Genomic DNA, 13,693 nt, shown 5'->3' on the forward strand with positions numbered 1-13,693 from the left:
CCACGACGGGACATGGCTCGATCCGGGATACAGCTCCCGGGAAACATCGGAGCTATCGCCTTCATGGTGGACTGGACCAAGGGGGCCGTCAAGGCTCCCGGCATCCTTCGGTTGCGGCCGGTCCGACCCCGTACACACGCCGATTCTCCCTCGGAAGCGCCCGGTTTCCAGAAGTCGGGGGGAGCCTGCTGAGGCGAACGTGAGGCCCTGCCGGAGAGCGCGAAAGAGCCCTCGTTTCCGGTGGGCCGGAAACGAGGGCTCCGATGAATACTGGGCAACCGGACAGCCAGGCAGCCGGCGCGCCGGGACCTAGAGCTTGCGGGCGACGGCCCCGTACATGGCGATGTCCTCATCCCTGATCGGCTCCGTGTCGGTGCCGTCCGGGTGCCACTTGTGGACCTGGACGACGCCCGGCTCGACCAGCTCCATGCCCTCGAAGAACTGCCCGGCCTCGGCGTGCGTGCGCAGCCGCATCGGCATGTTGCGCGCCGCGTACTCGCGGGCCACCCGCGCCACCTCGTCCGGGGCGAAGTCGGCCGTGCCGATGGACATCGCCAGGTAACTGCCCGAGGGCAGCGGCTCCATCAGCCGGCTGACGATCCCGCGGGCGTCGTCCTTGTCGAGCACGAAGTGCACGATGGCGATCACGGTCAGCGCCACCGGCCGGTCCAGGTCGAGCGTGTCGCGCAACTCCGGCGCGGCCAGGATCGAGGCGGGATCGCGCATGTCCGCCTCGACGTACGCCGTCTTGCCCTCCGGGGTGCTGGAGAGCAGGCCCTGGGACAGGGTGAGGACGATGGGGTCGTTGTCGACGTAGACGACACGCGAGTCCGGGGCGACGGCCTGGGCTATCTCGTGCAGGTTGGGCGAGGTCGGGATGCCGGTGCCGATGTCGAGGAACTGGCGGATCCCGGCCTCCTCCGCCAGATAGCGCACCGCCCGGTTCATGAAGTCCCGGTTGGCCCGCATGTGGACCGGCAGCGCGGGCCACTCGCGGGCCATCGCGTCACCCGCCTCCTTGTCGGCGGGATAGAAGTCCTTGCCACCGAGGATGTAGTCGTAGATGCGCGCCGAGTGCGCACTCTCGGTGTCGATACGGTCGGCCGGCCATCCGTTGTCTCGCACGCCGCCCCTCCCATCAGGTTCGTCAGGCTGTGGTGTCCGTTTGCCCCGTGCCGGGCGGCACGTCAGTGGGTGGTCACCCCGGGGCCGGGTGCGGCCCCGGGGCCGAGTGCTAGCACAGGAAGTCGGCTTCGCCTTCCTTCACGCCCGCCAGGAAGCTGGACATCTCCCTCGGCGTGAAGATCAGCGCAGGGCTGTCCGGGTCGGCCGACTGGCGCAGCGCGACCCGCCCGTCGCCCAGCTTCATCGCCTCGACGCACGCCCCGCCCGCGTCGTCGCTCCACGGCTTGCGCCAGCCCTGTGTGCCGAGGTCCCGGGACGGCATGCCGTTGCGTATGTGGTGGTGCACTAGAACTCCTTGCGAATTGCGCCGAGGACGGCCTCGGTCTTGCTGGCGGGCACCGCCTGGGCGCCCAACCGGTCCAGAGCCTCGCGATACACCACCACGTCGTCGTCCTTGTCCAGGTAGACCGCCCCGACAAGGCCGTTGAGGTAGACGATGTCCGGCAGCTCGGAGGCCTTGAACCGGAAGACGTGGAACGCACCGGCCCGCATCGCCGGGTGCGGCCCGTTCTGGAACGGCATGATCTGCAGGGTCACATGGGGCAGGGTGTTGACCTCGATCAGATGGTCGATCTGCTCCCGCATCACCGCGGGCCCGCCCACCGGCCACCTCAGCACGGTCTCGTCCATCACGACCCACAGCCGCGGCGGCTCCGCGCGGGACAGCAGCTCCTGACGCTGCATCCGCAGGGCCACCATGCGCTCCGTGGCGTCCGTCGGGGCGTGCGGGTTGCCGGCGGTCAGCAGGGCGCGGGCGTAACCCTCCGTCTGCAGCAGGCCGTGCACGAACTCGGCCTCATAGGCGCGGATCTGCAGCGCCGCCTGCTCCAGGCTGAGGTAGGCGGCGAACCAGTCCGGCATCACGTCCCGGTAGGTGTGCCACCAGCCCTGCTTGTTGGCCTCGCGGACCGACTTCAGGAAAGTGTCGATCTCGCGCTGTTCCGTGACGCCGTAGGTCTGGAGCAGCTTCTCGACGTCAGCAAGCCTGAATCGGGCCACTTTCGCGGCCTCCAGCCTGCGGATCGTCGAATGGCTGACCCCGATGGCCGCCCCCGCCTGTTCATACGTCAGGCCTGCTCTGGTCCGCAGCTCCTCGAGCTGCCTGCCGAGGATCATGCGGAGGACGGGGGGAGCACCGCCCCATGCGGTTTCCGCCGTCACGTCCCACCTCCTTGCGCCGGGTCCCGCCGTCGCAGTCTGTCACGATCACCGGTTGCCGCGAGCAGCATGCACCTGGCGACTTGCAATTTGCAATCTATCTCTTGCAGCTCGCTTATTGCAGGTGGCACAGTGGACGTACTGTCACCGCCTGGTGACAAGGCCTGGCAGCACAGGCGATGTGAGGGGCCGTCACGGCGACTCGGCGTTGTTCCGGCCGGAGTCGCACGGCGGGCGCGGCGAAACCGGGCCCCGAGCGTGGCGGTGGCGCGAACATTCCGGTGCTGCTCGGGCGGGTCCGCGGCAGCCACCGGGTGGTGCGGACCCAGCACCCATGTGCGCCGGCAGATGAAAGGCAGCAGACGTGGCTTCCCCCGCCCCTCACATGCCGTCGGCCCCCACGCCCCGGAACGACACCCTGCACCGGGCAGTCGCACTCCGCCTGCCGGCGGCCGCCGCCTCGGTCGCCAGAGCCCGCGCCGGAGTGCGCCGGCTGCTGCGCGAGCGGCGACTGAGCTCCCGGACCTGCGAGGACGCCGCCCTGGTGATCTCCGAACTGGTCACCAACGCGATCGCGCACACGGCCGGCGGCCAAGTGCTGTGCCGCCTCTACGCGGGCAGAACGAGCCTGCGCATCGAGGTGGAGGACCAGGGCGGCGGCGCGGCGACCCCGCTCCCCCGCACCCCGGCCCCCGACGACGAACGCGGCCGCGGCCTCCTCCTCGTCGGCGCGCTCAGCAGCGCCTGGGGAGTCAGGCAGAACCCGGACACCCCGGGACGGACGGTCTGGGCCGAGCTGCCCCCGACACCGGCCGGTTCCCCCGCGGCCGACACCGGCTGGTCCGCCGCACCCCTCCCCCGCCTCCTCCCGCCCCCGCCCGGAAGGCCCAGTCCCATGGAACGCAGCACCGTCCCCGATTGCGATCGCCCATGACTCAGCTCCTGCAGTACGGAAACCGCACACGCCTGGCCATCCCGGCACAGCTCAACGCCAGCCTCGGCTACGACGCGGTCGGCATGCCGGCGCAGGACGGCCGGCGGATCGTCAAGAGCCTGCCCACCGTGGGCTGTGTCTTCGCCCTGGGCCGGCAGTGGTGGTGGATCGTGCCGGCTGGATCTGACATCGATGTCAGCTGGCCGTCGTTCACCCGGTACGCGGTGGACGGCTATGTGACCGTACCGAACCAGGACTCCGCCGCCGGGCCCGATGTCCCCCGCCTGATCCACCGCCCCCGCGACGACTCGCCCTACACCCCTCCCATCCCCCTCTACTTCCTCACCTGCCACATCGCGGGAGTCGTGCCGTCGTGGTCCCTGGGGACGGGGGGCTGACCAGCAGGTGGGGGCCGCCCCTCGCCGCCGGGCCACACCCGGTCCGGACGCCGGATCGCACCCGCGTGACGCGCTCGGTGCCCCCCGGCCGGAGGCGGCCGACCGCCCCGGCCCGGTCTGGAATGATCCGGGCATGGACGACAACACCCCCGGCAGCATCAGGCTCTCCACCGCCACCGGCCGCTGGGTGGTCACGACCACCGTGCTCGGCTCCAGCATGGCGCTGCTCGACTCGACGGTCGTCAATGTGGCGCTGCCACGGATCGGCCGGGACCTCGACGCCGACGTGGCCGTGCTTCAGTGGATCGTCAACGCCTACACGCTGGCCCTGGCCGGGCTGATCCTGCTCGGCGGGGCGCTGGGCGACCACCTGGGGCGGCGGCGCATCTTCGTGCTGGGCGTGGTGTGGTTCGCCGCCGGCTCGCTGCTCTGCGGCGTGACGCCCAACGACGTGATCCTGGTGATCTCCCGCGCCCTCCAGGGCATCGGCGGGGCCCTGCTCACCCCTGGCTCGCTCGCCCTGATCCAGGCCACCTTCCACCCCGACGACCGGTCACGGGCGGTGGGCCTGTGGTCCGGCCTCGGCGGAGTGGGCGCGGCGATCGGGCCGTTCGTCGGCGGCTGGCTGGTGGACGGGCCCGGCTGGCGTTGGGTGTTCCTGCTGAACGTGCCGCTCGCGCTGGTGTGCGTGCCGATCGCCCTGCGGCATGTGCCGGAGTCGCGCGACCCCGGGGCCACCGGCCGCTTCGACGTCCTCGGGGCTGCGCTGGGCGCCGCGGCACTGGTGCTGGTGACCTACGGGCTGATCGAGCCGCAGGCCTGGGCCGGGGTGGCCGGGGTGGTCGCGGGCGTGGCGTTCGTGGTGGTCGAGCGGCGGCGGCCGGAGCCCATGCTGCCCCCGTCCCTGTTCCGCTCCCGGCTGTTCACCTCCGTCAACCTGGTGACGGTGTGCGTCTACGCCGCCTTCGGCGGCTTCTTCTTCTTCGTCGCGCTGCAACTCCAGGTGGTGGCGGGCTACTCACCGCTCAAGGCGGGCATCGCGCTGCTGCCGACCACCGTCCTGCTGCTGCTGTTCTCCGCCAAGTCGGGACAACTGGGCGAGCGCATCGGTCCGCGCATCCCGCTCACCGTGGGCCCGTTGCTCTGCGCGGCGGGCATCCTGCTGATTCTGCGGGTGGGACCGCACACCTCGTACCCCTCGGACGTGCTGCCCGCCCTGCTGGTGATGGGCGCCGGCATGGTCACGCTGGTGGCGCCGCTGACGTCCACCGTGCTCGCGTCGGTGGACACCGCACACGCGGGCATCGCCAGCGGTGTCAACAACGCGGTGGCGCGGGCGGCCGGCCTGCTCGCGGTGGCGGCACTGCCGCTGCTCGCGGGGGCCGGCGCACAGGCGTACCGCTCCACGTCGCAGTTCAACGAGGTGTTCCACCGGGCGATGCCGATCTGCGCGGGGATCCTGGTGGCCGGTTCGTTGATCGCGGTGTGGCTGGTACGCCGGCCCGAGGCCGTCCGCGTGCCGCAGCCCGAGTGCAAGGTCAACTGCACCGTGCAGGCACCCCCGCTGGAGGGCCGGCGCGGCCGTTCCGGGGCACAGGCCTTGGAACCGCTGCCTCCCGAGGAGTGAGGCGCGCGCGGCGGGACGGTCGTGCACGCGCCCCGTGGGCCGCATGGTTGGCGTGCGGTGGCTCGGTCAGTCGCGGCGGAAGGGGGCGCAAGGGCCTGTTAAGACGACTTCCGGACTCGCCGTTCCGCGTCGGACACCGGTGACCCGGTCAGGTGGCTGTGGGCCGTCCGGACGAGTGGGTGGGGCTCTGCGGGACCTGTGCGCGCGTGAACCCGTTGCTCCGTTCCGCCTTCGCCACGTGCAGCGTGTAGCTCTGGTACCACTCGTCTCGCCCGCGCTTCTGCGCCGCACGGTGCTCGGCGTTGGTCCGCCACTCCGTGAGGGCGTCCTCGTCGCGGAAGTAGCCGACGGTGATGCCCAGCCCGCCGGGTGTCTGCGCGTGGTCCATCCCCAGGTACCCGGGGACGTCCCGCACCAGGTCCTCCAGACGTGCGCTGGTCTCGCTGTAGCCGCTCTGGTCCTGGGTTCGCACCGTGGTGAAGACAGCCACGTAGTAGGGGGGTTCATGGGCCCCGACGGGCACGGCAGGCGCTTTTGCGTGAGCACTCGTGGCGCCACCGTGGGGCGGGGTGCGCCGCCGCGCGTACACCTCCATCTCGATCTTCATCCGCGGGTCGGCGAGACCGCACACGAGCATCGTGGCGGCCGGCCGGACATCGCCGAAGTGGCGGCGCAGGACCGGCCAGCAGGGTGCGAAGTCTTCGCGGTCGGGCAGCAGGTAGCGCACGCGCACCACGTCGGCGAAGGTGCACTTCGCCTCGGCGAGTGCGGCCTCGATGTTGCGCAGGCACTGTTCGGCCTGCTCCACCACGTCGTCGGAGATCGTCATGGTGGCGTAGTCGAATCCGGTCGTCCCGGACACATGGACCCAGTCGCCGTCGACCACCGCACGGGCATAGCCGATCTGCTCCTCAAAGGTCGAGCCGCTGAGGATCGCGCGTCGCTCTGTCATGCGCCGAACGCTAAGTGACCAGTGCTGATACGTCTAATACGGCCGTATGCATGGTCTGATATCTCTGGGCGTATGGAGCGCCCCGAACTCCCCCTACCGCAGTTGCACGCCTTCGTCGTGCTCGCAGAGGAACTCCACTTCGGCCACGCGGCCGCCCGCCTGGGCATCGCCCAGCCGCCGCTCAGCCAGCAGATCCGCCGCCTGGAAGACAGGGTCGGCCACGCGCTGTTCACCCGCGCCCCCGGGCGTGTCGCCCTGACCCCAGCCGGCAGCGAACTGCTGCCCGCCGCCCGGCGGGCACTCACCGACCTCGCGGACGGTCTGGCCGCGGCCCGGGCCGTCGGCAGTGGCCGGGCCGGCTGCCTGCGGATCGGCTTCGCCGCCTCCCTCGCCCTGACGATCCTGCCCGGTCTGCTGCGCACCTTCCGTCACCGGTTTCCCGGCGTGCACCTGGACATCCACGAGATGACCACCGCTCCGCAGCTCGCCGCGCTGCATGACAGGACCATCGACATCGGTCTCCTGCGCGAACCCCCCGCCGACGAGACGGAGCTCGGCTTCAGGACGGTACTCAGCGAGCCTTTCGTGGCCGTGCTGCCGTCCACCCATCCCCTGGCCACACAACGGAGCGTGCGGCTTTCGCAGTTGGCGGACTCGCCCTTCGTGCTGCTGCCCCGCGCGGTCGGCCCGCCACTGCACGACCAGATCATCGGCCTGTGCACCGCGGCGGGGTTCACACCGCAGGTGGTCCAGCACGCGGTGGAGTGGCAGACCGTGTGCGCCCTCGTGGAAACCGGTCTGGGCGTCTCCCTGGCCCCGGCGAGCATCCGCCGCATCCGCCTCAGAGGCGTCGCCTTCCGCAGGATCGAACCCGGCACCGCCCGCACACGAGTGGCCGTCGCCTGGCGCGAGAGAGACCATGATCCCCTGGTCACACGCCTGCTGGCGACCATCAGCCAAGAGCAGCCGGGCAGACCCTAGCGCGCGGACGACTGCGACTGGACGACTGCGACTGGACGACGGACAACGGATCCGGCACGCCGGACAGTCACATGATCGGACGGGACGCGTGCCGGCGGCGCCGTCCCGCTGGCGCAGGGCCCGCTCAGCCGGCCTGCGTGGCGCTCACCCTGCGCCTTGGAGGTCCACGAAGGCACGTTCGCGTGGCTGGAGGAGGCGGGACAGGAACAGGCCGACCCCCGCCGAGCCGGTCGCGTAGTCGTGGGCGATCCTGGTGAGCCACCGCCCCGGGAACGCGCTGCCGCCGTCGGTCACGATCCTGAACCACAACACGGCCCGCGCGATGTCGAAGGCCCGGCGCCGGTAGTGCTCCTCGCCTGTGCAGCCGTGCATGTCGAGCATGAACTCGCCGATCCCGGCCAGGCCTTCGAAGAGACCGGGGGTGTAGGAGTACATGACGAACGCGTCATCCGCCACCCGCCGGGCGAGCGCGCCGTAGCGCTCGATGCCGAGCAGATGGTGGAAGCGGACGAGTACGCTGCCGATCCCGGCGCTGCCGTGGATCCAGTACGGGTACATGACGGTGTCGTCCTGGTACCGCTGCCACTGCAGTCCGAGTCCGCTCTCGTGCGCGTGGGCCAGGTCGAACTCCAGGGCGCGAACGGCGTGGGTACGAAAGCGCGCGTCGCCGGTGCGCAGGTGCAGGTGGAGCAGGAAGAGGGCGATGCCGCTCGCTCCGTAGCCGTACCCGTAGTGGACCCGTCCGTCCTGCTCGCACGGCCAGTACGAGGTGTCGCCCTCGTGGCGTGCCGTCCTCAGAAGGTGCTCACCCGCCCGCACGGCCTGGTCGAGGTGGCGCTGCGTCCCTGTCCCGGCATGGAGGTACAGGGCGGCCAGCCCCCACCCGGCGGCTCCGAGGACGACGCCGGGCTCCTCGTACAGCAGCGGTGACGCGTACGCCGCCGCCATCAGGGACTCGGCCCTGTCCTGGAGCCCGAGTGCGTGGAAGACCCAGGCGATCCCGCCGAGTCCGACGTACAGCCCTGGTGGGTAGGTGTCGTTGCCGACGGGCTGCCGCAGCATCCAGGAGGTGACCGCCGGCGGCGGTGCGCCGGCGGTCGTCGCGGTGCGCAGGAAGAGGGCCGGGCCGCAGGCGCCGTAGGCGACACCGAGCGGGTTGGTCGAGAACACCATGGGGTCCGAGGGCCACAGGCGGTCGGTGCGCCGCTCGTCGGCGGTCCGGAGCAGGAGCCCGGCGATGCCGTCGACGGTGCGGCGTACGTCCGCGGCCAGGAGTTCCTGGCGGCCCCGTGTCCCGGGGGCCTCGGTGGGCAGGGGAGGCATCACATCACCCGGCTTCCCACTCGGCGAGCACGGTCTTCGCCTCCGCCACCGCACCGGACTTCAGACAGGAGACGACGGACCTCACCTGATGGGGCACGCCGAGGGCGACGAAGTCGTCGAGGAAGGTGTCCTCGGCCGCGGGGTTGAGGCCGAACAGCGCAGTGGCGGGGACCACACAGCTGTGCAGGATCATGGCGAGGGCGTACCAGTCGTCGCAGGGGAGCAGTCTGTCGCGGGAGGAACGCTCCGGATGCAGGAATCCGGGGGTGCCCCATCGCGTCCCGAAGGCCGGCAGCGAGGCCTCGTCGTCCTCGCGGAGCGCGCTCTCGAAGTCGATGAACCACATGTGGAGCGTCTCGGCGTCGATCAGGATGTTGCCCGGCGAGAGATCGCCGAGGACCACTCCGCGTGCGTGGACCGCCTCGACCATGCCGATCAGCCGGCCGGCGATCGCCCGGAACCTCGGAACGAACCGGTCCACCCGTCCTTCCCGGTGGATGTACGGGGCGAGGATGACGTCGTCCCGCGCCCAGAAGTCGTGAAAGCCGACCCCTTCCATTCGTTCCTCGACCAGGAAGGTGTGTTCCCACTCGCGGAAGAGATCGACGGGGCGGGGGGTGAATTCCAGCCCTTCCAGGTGGCGCAGTACGTCGTACTCGTGGCGCAGGACGTCGACCGCGTCGAAGGTGCGGTCCCCGCTCGTCCAGCAGTGGGTGAGTCGGCGGGCCTCCTTGATGACGACGGGCTGTGCGGTGTCCTTGTCCGTGCCGTGGTAGACACCGCCCGCGTTGGAGAACGTGAGTGCGCCCTCGACGAGGTAGCGGTCCTTCAGGAGGGTGCCCTCGCCGCCCGGCGGGGCGTCGTCCGAGCCGACGGACGGCTCGGCGAAGGGGTCACGGACCCAGGGGGGCAGGTGGAAGTAGGGCAGGCGCTGATCGGCGACGTACTCGCCGGTGGGCGAGACGAGGTAGGTGGTCTGCGTGCCGTCGGTGTTCAGACGCCGAGGCGGGCGGAAGCCGCCGTACCGGTAGAAGAGCACCTTGCTGTCGCGGTAGCGCCGGTCGGAGAGGATGTACGGTCCGTCGACCGCCTCGTGCGCCGTCCGCCGGTACAGGGTGTCGAGCAGTTCGGTGAAGGCGCCCTCGTCCGGCGGATAGATCGTCATGAACTTGCCCGAGACTCCGCGTTCCTGCGTTTTCGCGTTCAGCACGCCCAGGAGGAAGGGGTCGGCGGCGGTCTTGAACGCGACGCCGTTCCCCACACACACGGGCACCGCGAGTTCGAGCAGCCGTAGGGCGTGCGGGGGTGCGGAGGAGACGTGGATCTTGAAGCCCTGAACGGGTGGTGGGGCCGTCCGCTGCGGCGCCGCCGCGGCGCGGGCGTGCAGCCAGATGTCGCGGCGCTCCAGACCCCAGGTGTCCGGCAGCAGACGCTCGAGGGCGGTCCGGTACTCGGGGGTGATCGGGCGGCGCGACAGCGGCTCGTAATACCGGGGATCCACGAGGCCGAAGAGATGATGGGCGGCCAGGGCCGCTCGACGGTCCACGACTCATCCGCCGAGGCAGGGGGACAGGCCCCGGCGGATATGCCCGCGTGTTGGACTCATCTCGGCGTCTATCGGGGCTCGCAGCCGATGCTGAGGGTGCTGCAGCCGATCGACTGGGTGCTGTGCAGGTCGCGGACTCCGGCCGTGGTCTCGCCCTGCCCTGGTTCCAGCCCCTGTAGCCCCAGGACGCGACCGACGTCGCTGACGGCCCGTTCCAGACTCGACCGCACCTCTTGGAGGGCGGCGTTCTGGTCGTTCGCCTTGGGCATGGCTTCCTCCTCACGTCGTGGAGAGCGTGCCGCCTGGGAGTGCGGCGGGACACGCGCGCGCCGGCCGCACAAGCCGTCGGCGGCACGTACGGCCAGGCAAGCGGTATTCCCCGCACACTGCCAGCGCGAGGAGCCCTCGCCGGGGAACGGCGACCGCCCACTCCCCCACCGGACCTGGGGGAATACCCGGCGTGCCGCACCCCGGGCGGTGTACCCCGAACGGGTGGCAGGTCACCCCCGCCCCCTGCCTGACGCAACGAGCCGACAGCCGGACAGTCCCATGATCGGGCGGAACAGGTCCTGGTCGTCGACGTCTCCACGGCGAACGTCCACGACAGCGAACGTCCACGACTGCGAAGGGCTGTCCGTCGAAGGAGGAGACCGCGCTGTGTCCGGAAGACTACGACGGCAACACTGTGGTTGGGGTGGAGCGATATCTGTGGTCATGAACTGAGAATTCGACGCAGCCTGCGATGAATATTCCCGGGCCGGCGGACGGAGCGAAATTGTGTCCCGGGCACGGTCGAGCGAGGCATGCTACTGTCGGTGGGAGTTGCAGTTGTGGTTGCCTAGAGGTTTTCCGACGGGTTGATCATCACGGCGACCGGAGTCCGGACAGGGTGACTCCGAGCACCGTCCCGAAGGAGATTCGAAATGGCTACTGGCACGGTGAAGTGGTTCAACGCGGAAAAGGGCTTCGGCTTCATCGAGCAGGACGGCGGCGGCCCCGATGTCTTCGCCCACTACTCGAACATCGCAGCCCAGGGTTTCCGCGAGCTGCTGGAAGGGCAGAAGGTGACGTTCGACATCGCGCAGGGCCAGAAGGGCCCGGCGGCAGAGAACATCGTTCCCGCCTGACGTTCACGGATACTTCGCAGCCGGGTCCCGCACTTCGGGGTGCGGGACCCGGCTCGCCGCTTCCCGGGGCCGGCCACCCCACGGAAATGCTCCAGCCAATACCCGGTGCTCTCGGCTTGAATGCACCAGAACCGGCCGGGTCCAGGTGGACGAGCCAATCGGCGCAACCGACCCGGTCCTCATCATCTTGGCTCGTTCTCGTTATTCTCCGCGCCGCTCTTATTGCGCGGGATTTCCTTGACACGTGCCGCGTCGAGGAAGGTTCCGCACGAACCGCGCGGGGCCGCACCGGCCACGTCCGCACGGTCGGCGAACCGGCGCACCACGGGGCGCACCGGCAGTCCGCCGTCGACCGGGCAGCCTGAGACCTGTCGTGACCAGCAGACCCACCCCTTTTCCCAGGAGGCAGCTTTGACACCGGTTCAGGCGCAGCGACACCAGGCATCCGCCGCTTCCGTGACCGTCCGCCACGACACGGACGCGACCGCGCCGCGGGTCTGGGACGACATGACCGTCGAGGTGGCCCTGTCCGTCATGGCCGGTGCCCGTGCCGAGTACCTGCTCGTGTGTGACGGGGACGACCAGTGCACGGGCTCGGTCACCCGGGCGCAGCTCGACGCCCTCCGCGACAGCTGCACGTACACGGACCGGGTCCGGCTACGGGACGTCATCGGCGGAACCACCTCGTTCGGAGCCCGGCCCGTCGCCTTCGGCGAGGGTGGCCGGGTCCTGGGTGTCCCCACCCTCGCCCGCTGATCCGCCGCGCCCCGGTCAGTCCGTTCCCTTCTCCCTGTGAGGCATCATGCGCTGTGTCATCGCCCGGTACCCGTTCGACCTGACCAAGAGCGGAGTGCTGGCCTCGATGAAGGACGTCACGCCCGAGCTCATCACGGGCGAGTCCGTGACCATCGGCCGCCGCCGCTATCCCGTCAAGCAGGTGGGCGAGGTCATCACCCGACAGGACCGCCGTGACTTCACCAGCGGCGAAGTCACCCGGGCCATGACCCGCCTCGGCTTCACCTGCCACGATCACCCTGAGGCGACGCGTGTACCCGCCCGCACTCCGCTCCAGGTCGCGTCGCAACAGCTGGGCGGCCCCGCACCCCTGGACGTATGAGGACGGGCGGAAGGAAGCCGCTGCCCCGACGGCGGCTCGGAGAACCCGGCCGAGCAGCGGGGACAGCGGCACCGTCTCACTGGTCGGAGTAACTGAAATCGCCCACGGTCCAGGCGCTGACGTCCTTGATGGCGACACGGTACATGCCGCCCGTCTCGGGGATCCCGAGGCTGCCCTGCAGGATCCTCGCCAGGTGGAAGTGCAGATGCGTGGGCGCGTCCCCGTGGTCGGTCCGGCCCTCTCGCCGATCGTCGGAGAAGACGTCGGAGAAGGGGTGAAGGTGGTCCGAGTCCTTCAGGACCTCCCACACACGCTGCTTCCACGTGGCTTCGGGAGCCAGTCGGCCGGTGATGACGGCCCCGCCGACGACCACGGTCAACGACATCTGGTTGCTTGACTCGGACTCCACCATGGCCGCGATGGCGACAAGCAACTCGTCAAGGTTAGGCATGACAGCGGAGTCTATTTCAGGAGCCGTTCGGGGCCGTCGCCAGGAAGTAAGGCGCCGTCCCCCGCGACGTCGCCGCTCCATGGCGGCCGGTGTGCGGTGCGTGCTCCGCGCCGTGATCAGGCTGAGGGCTTCGGCTGCGTCGGCTGCGGGTCACCGCGTTGGGCACGCAGTTCCTCGTTGATCCGCTGGGCCTCTTCGAGCTGGTCCTCGAGGATGATGATGCGGCAGGCGGCCTCGATGGAGGTGCCCTGGTCGACGAGTTCCCGGGCGCGGGCGGCGATGCGTATCTGGTAGCGGGAGTAGCGGCGGTGGCCGCCTTCCGAGCGCATCGGGGTGATCAGCCGGTGTTCGTCGAGGGCACGGAGGAAGGCCGGGGTGGTGCCGAGCATTTCGGCGGCCCGGCCCATGGTGTAGGCGGGGTAGTCGTCGTCATCGAGAGGGGGGATGGGGCGGGTACCGCGAGGGGGCATAGGCCTCTTCTTCCGGGGGCGCGCGCGTCGGGGGGCCCGGGTGCCGTACGGCACCCGGGCCCCGAGCTTTCACCACCATCTGCCGGCGGACTGCGCCGGCTTTCTGTTTCCGCTGGTCCGCCTGGGACGGCGGAGGCGCGGGGATCGCGGATGCGTGACCGGGGACCACCTTCCAATCTGGGGCCTGCGGTACCCGGGCGGTGTTCGCTCCTCGCCCGGGCGATCCGATGGTGTCTGCTCCTTACCTTGATCGGTTTCTCGTTGTACTGCTGGATTTCGCGGGTACTGCTTGTGGCGGCCCGGGGGACCGCCCGGCCCGGCAGGCGGTGGGGAGCCTTCGTCCCGGCTCCGCCACCTTGCTGCCGTTCCGCTCCTGCTTGACCGGCTGCACGGCAGTTCGTGTCTGCCGTGCCCTCTTCGACTT

At 70.3% G+C, this 13,693-nt stretch carries 16 protein-coding genes and 1 pseudogene; 7 read left to right on the forward strand and 10 right to left on the reverse strand.

Features of this window, described 5'->3' with window-relative positions:
- Window positions 1–309 precede the first annotated feature (309 nt).
- From ACSMXW_RS04300 to ACSMXW_RS04310, 3 genes are all read right to left on the reverse strand, one after another.
- Complete coding sequence (locus ACSMXW_RS04300; protein WP_485804131.1) at window positions 310–1,125, reverse strand: SAM-dependent methyltransferase; 816 nt, start codon at window positions 1,123–1,125, stop codon at window positions 310–312.
- 109 nt (window positions 1,126–1,234) lie between these two features.
- The gene (locus tag ACSMXW_RS04305; RefSeq protein WP_485807795.1) at window positions 1,235–1,447 is read right to left on the reverse strand and encodes a DUF397 domain-containing protein; all 213 of its coding nucleotides are present in this window, start codon (window positions 1,445–1,447) and stop codon (window positions 1,235–1,237) included.
- 23 nt (window positions 1,448–1,470) lie between these two features.
- Window positions 1,471–2,346 (reverse strand): helix-turn-helix domain-containing protein, encoded by an 876-nt coding sequence (locus tag ACSMXW_RS04310; RefSeq protein WP_485804132.1) that lies wholly within the window; start codon window positions 2,344–2,346, stop codon window positions 1,471–1,473.
- 361 nt (window positions 2,347–2,707) lie between these two features.
- Between ACSMXW_RS04310 and ACSMXW_RS04315 the strand changes: the two genes are divergently transcribed.
- The 3 genes from ACSMXW_RS04315 (at window position 2,708) to ACSMXW_RS04325 (ending at window position 5,302) form a co-directional block, all read left to right on the forward strand.
- Entirely contained in the window at window positions 2,708–3,277 is a 570-nt protein-coding gene (locus tag ACSMXW_RS04315) for an ATP-binding protein (RefSeq protein WP_485804133.1), read from the forward strand.
- A complete protein-coding gene (locus ACSMXW_RS04320; RefSeq protein ID WP_485804134.1) occupies window positions 3,274–3,675 on the forward strand; it encodes a hypothetical protein in 402 nt (133 codons plus the stop codon). Before ACSMXW_RS04315 ends, ACSMXW_RS04320 begins: the two co-directional genes overlap by 4 nt.
- A 133-nt stretch (window positions 3,676–3,808) precedes the next feature.
- Window positions 3,809–5,302 carry an MFS transporter gene (locus ACSMXW_RS04325; RefSeq protein ID WP_485804135.1) on the forward strand — a complete coding sequence of 498 codons (1,494 nt, stop codon included), beginning with the start codon at window positions 3,809–3,811 and terminating at the stop codon, window positions 5,300–5,302.
- 148 nt (window positions 5,303–5,450) lie between these two features.
- On the opposite strand, the gene ACSMXW_RS04330 is transcribed toward ACSMXW_RS04325, so the two are convergent.
- A complete protein-coding gene (locus tag ACSMXW_RS04330; protein ID WP_485807797.1) occupies window positions 5,451–5,897 on the reverse strand; it encodes an antibiotic biosynthesis monooxygenase family protein in 447 nt (148 codons plus the stop codon).
- Window positions 5,871–6,254, reverse strand: a pseudogene (locus ACSMXW_RS04335) (RidA family protein); the annotation flags it as partial. The pseudogene ACSMXW_RS04335 and the gene ACSMXW_RS04330, both read right to left, overlap by 27 nt.
- A 72-nt stretch (window positions 6,255–6,326) precedes the next feature.
- Here ACSMXW_RS04335 and ACSMXW_RS04340 point away from each other — a divergent pair.
- Window positions 6,327–7,235 carry a LysR family transcriptional regulator gene (locus ACSMXW_RS04340; RefSeq protein WP_485804136.1) on the forward strand — a complete coding sequence of 303 codons (909 nt, stop codon included), beginning with the start codon at window positions 6,327–6,329 and terminating at the stop codon, window positions 7,233–7,235.
- A 144-nt stretch (window positions 7,236–7,379) separates the two neighbouring features.
- Here ACSMXW_RS04340 and ACSMXW_RS04345 read toward each other — a convergent pair whose 3' ends face one another.
- The 3 genes from ACSMXW_RS04345 to ACSMXW_RS04355 all read right to left on the reverse strand — a co-directional run bounded on the left by ACSMXW_RS04345 (window position 7,380) and on the right by ACSMXW_RS04355 (window position 10,373).
- Window positions 7,380–8,558, reverse strand: a complete 1,179-nt coding sequence (locus ACSMXW_RS04345; protein ID WP_485804137.1) for a lanthionine synthetase C family protein — start codon at window positions 8,556–8,558, stop codon at window positions 7,380–7,382.
- A gap of 4 nt (window positions 8,559–8,562) precedes the next feature.
- Window positions 8,563–10,104, reverse strand: a complete 1,542-nt coding sequence (locus ACSMXW_RS04350) for a class III lanthionine synthetase LanKC N-terminal domain-containing protein (RefSeq protein ID WP_485804138.1) — start codon at window positions 10,102–10,104, stop codon at window positions 8,563–8,565.
- A 68-nt stretch (window positions 10,105–10,172) separates the two neighbouring features.
- A complete protein-coding gene (locus tag ACSMXW_RS04355; RefSeq protein WP_485804139.1) occupies window positions 10,173–10,373 on the reverse strand; it encodes a hypothetical protein in 201 nt (66 codons plus the stop codon).
- Window positions 10,374–11,027: 654 nt separating this feature from the next.
- Between ACSMXW_RS04355 and ACSMXW_RS04360 the strand changes: the two genes are divergently transcribed.
- The 3 genes from ACSMXW_RS04360 to ACSMXW_RS04370 all read left to right on the forward strand — a co-directional run bounded on the left by ACSMXW_RS04360 (window position 11,028) and on the right by ACSMXW_RS04370 (window position 12,348).
- The gene (locus ACSMXW_RS04360) at window positions 11,028–11,231 is read left to right on the forward strand and encodes a cold-shock protein (RefSeq protein ID WP_485804140.1); all 204 of its coding nucleotides are present in this window, start codon (window positions 11,028–11,030) and stop codon (window positions 11,229–11,231) included.
- Window positions 11,232–11,642: 411 nt separating this feature from the next.
- Window positions 11,643–11,987: a CBS domain-containing protein gene (locus ACSMXW_RS04365; RefSeq protein ID WP_485804141.1), complete on the forward strand. Its 345-nt coding sequence runs from the start codon at window positions 11,643–11,645 to the stop codon at window positions 11,985–11,987.
- A gap of 46 nt (window positions 11,988–12,033) precedes the next feature.
- Window positions 12,034–12,348, forward strand: a complete 315-nt coding sequence (locus tag ACSMXW_RS04370) for an SCO5918 family protein (protein WP_485804142.1) — start codon at window positions 12,034–12,036, stop codon at window positions 12,346–12,348.
- Between the two features lie 76 nt (window positions 12,349–12,424).
- Here the strand turns inward: ACSMXW_RS04370 and ACSMXW_RS04375 are convergent, their stop codons facing one another.
- Together ACSMXW_RS04375 and ACSMXW_RS04380 are read right to left on the reverse strand one after the other, a co-directional pair.
- Window positions 12,425–12,799 (reverse strand): hypothetical protein, encoded by a 375-nt coding sequence (locus ACSMXW_RS04375; protein ID WP_485804143.1) that lies wholly within the window; start codon window positions 12,797–12,799, stop codon window positions 12,425–12,427.
- A gap of 116 nt (window positions 12,800–12,915) precedes the next feature.
- Window positions 12,916–13,269 carry a MerR family transcriptional regulator gene (locus tag ACSMXW_RS04380; RefSeq protein WP_485804144.1) on the reverse strand — a complete coding sequence of 118 codons (354 nt, stop codon included), beginning with the start codon at window positions 13,267–13,269 and terminating at the stop codon, window positions 12,916–12,918.
- Between the last annotated feature and the right edge of the window lie 424 nt (window positions 13,270–13,693).

It is taken from the genome of Streptomyces sp. DSM 116793, from assembly GCF_057320905.1.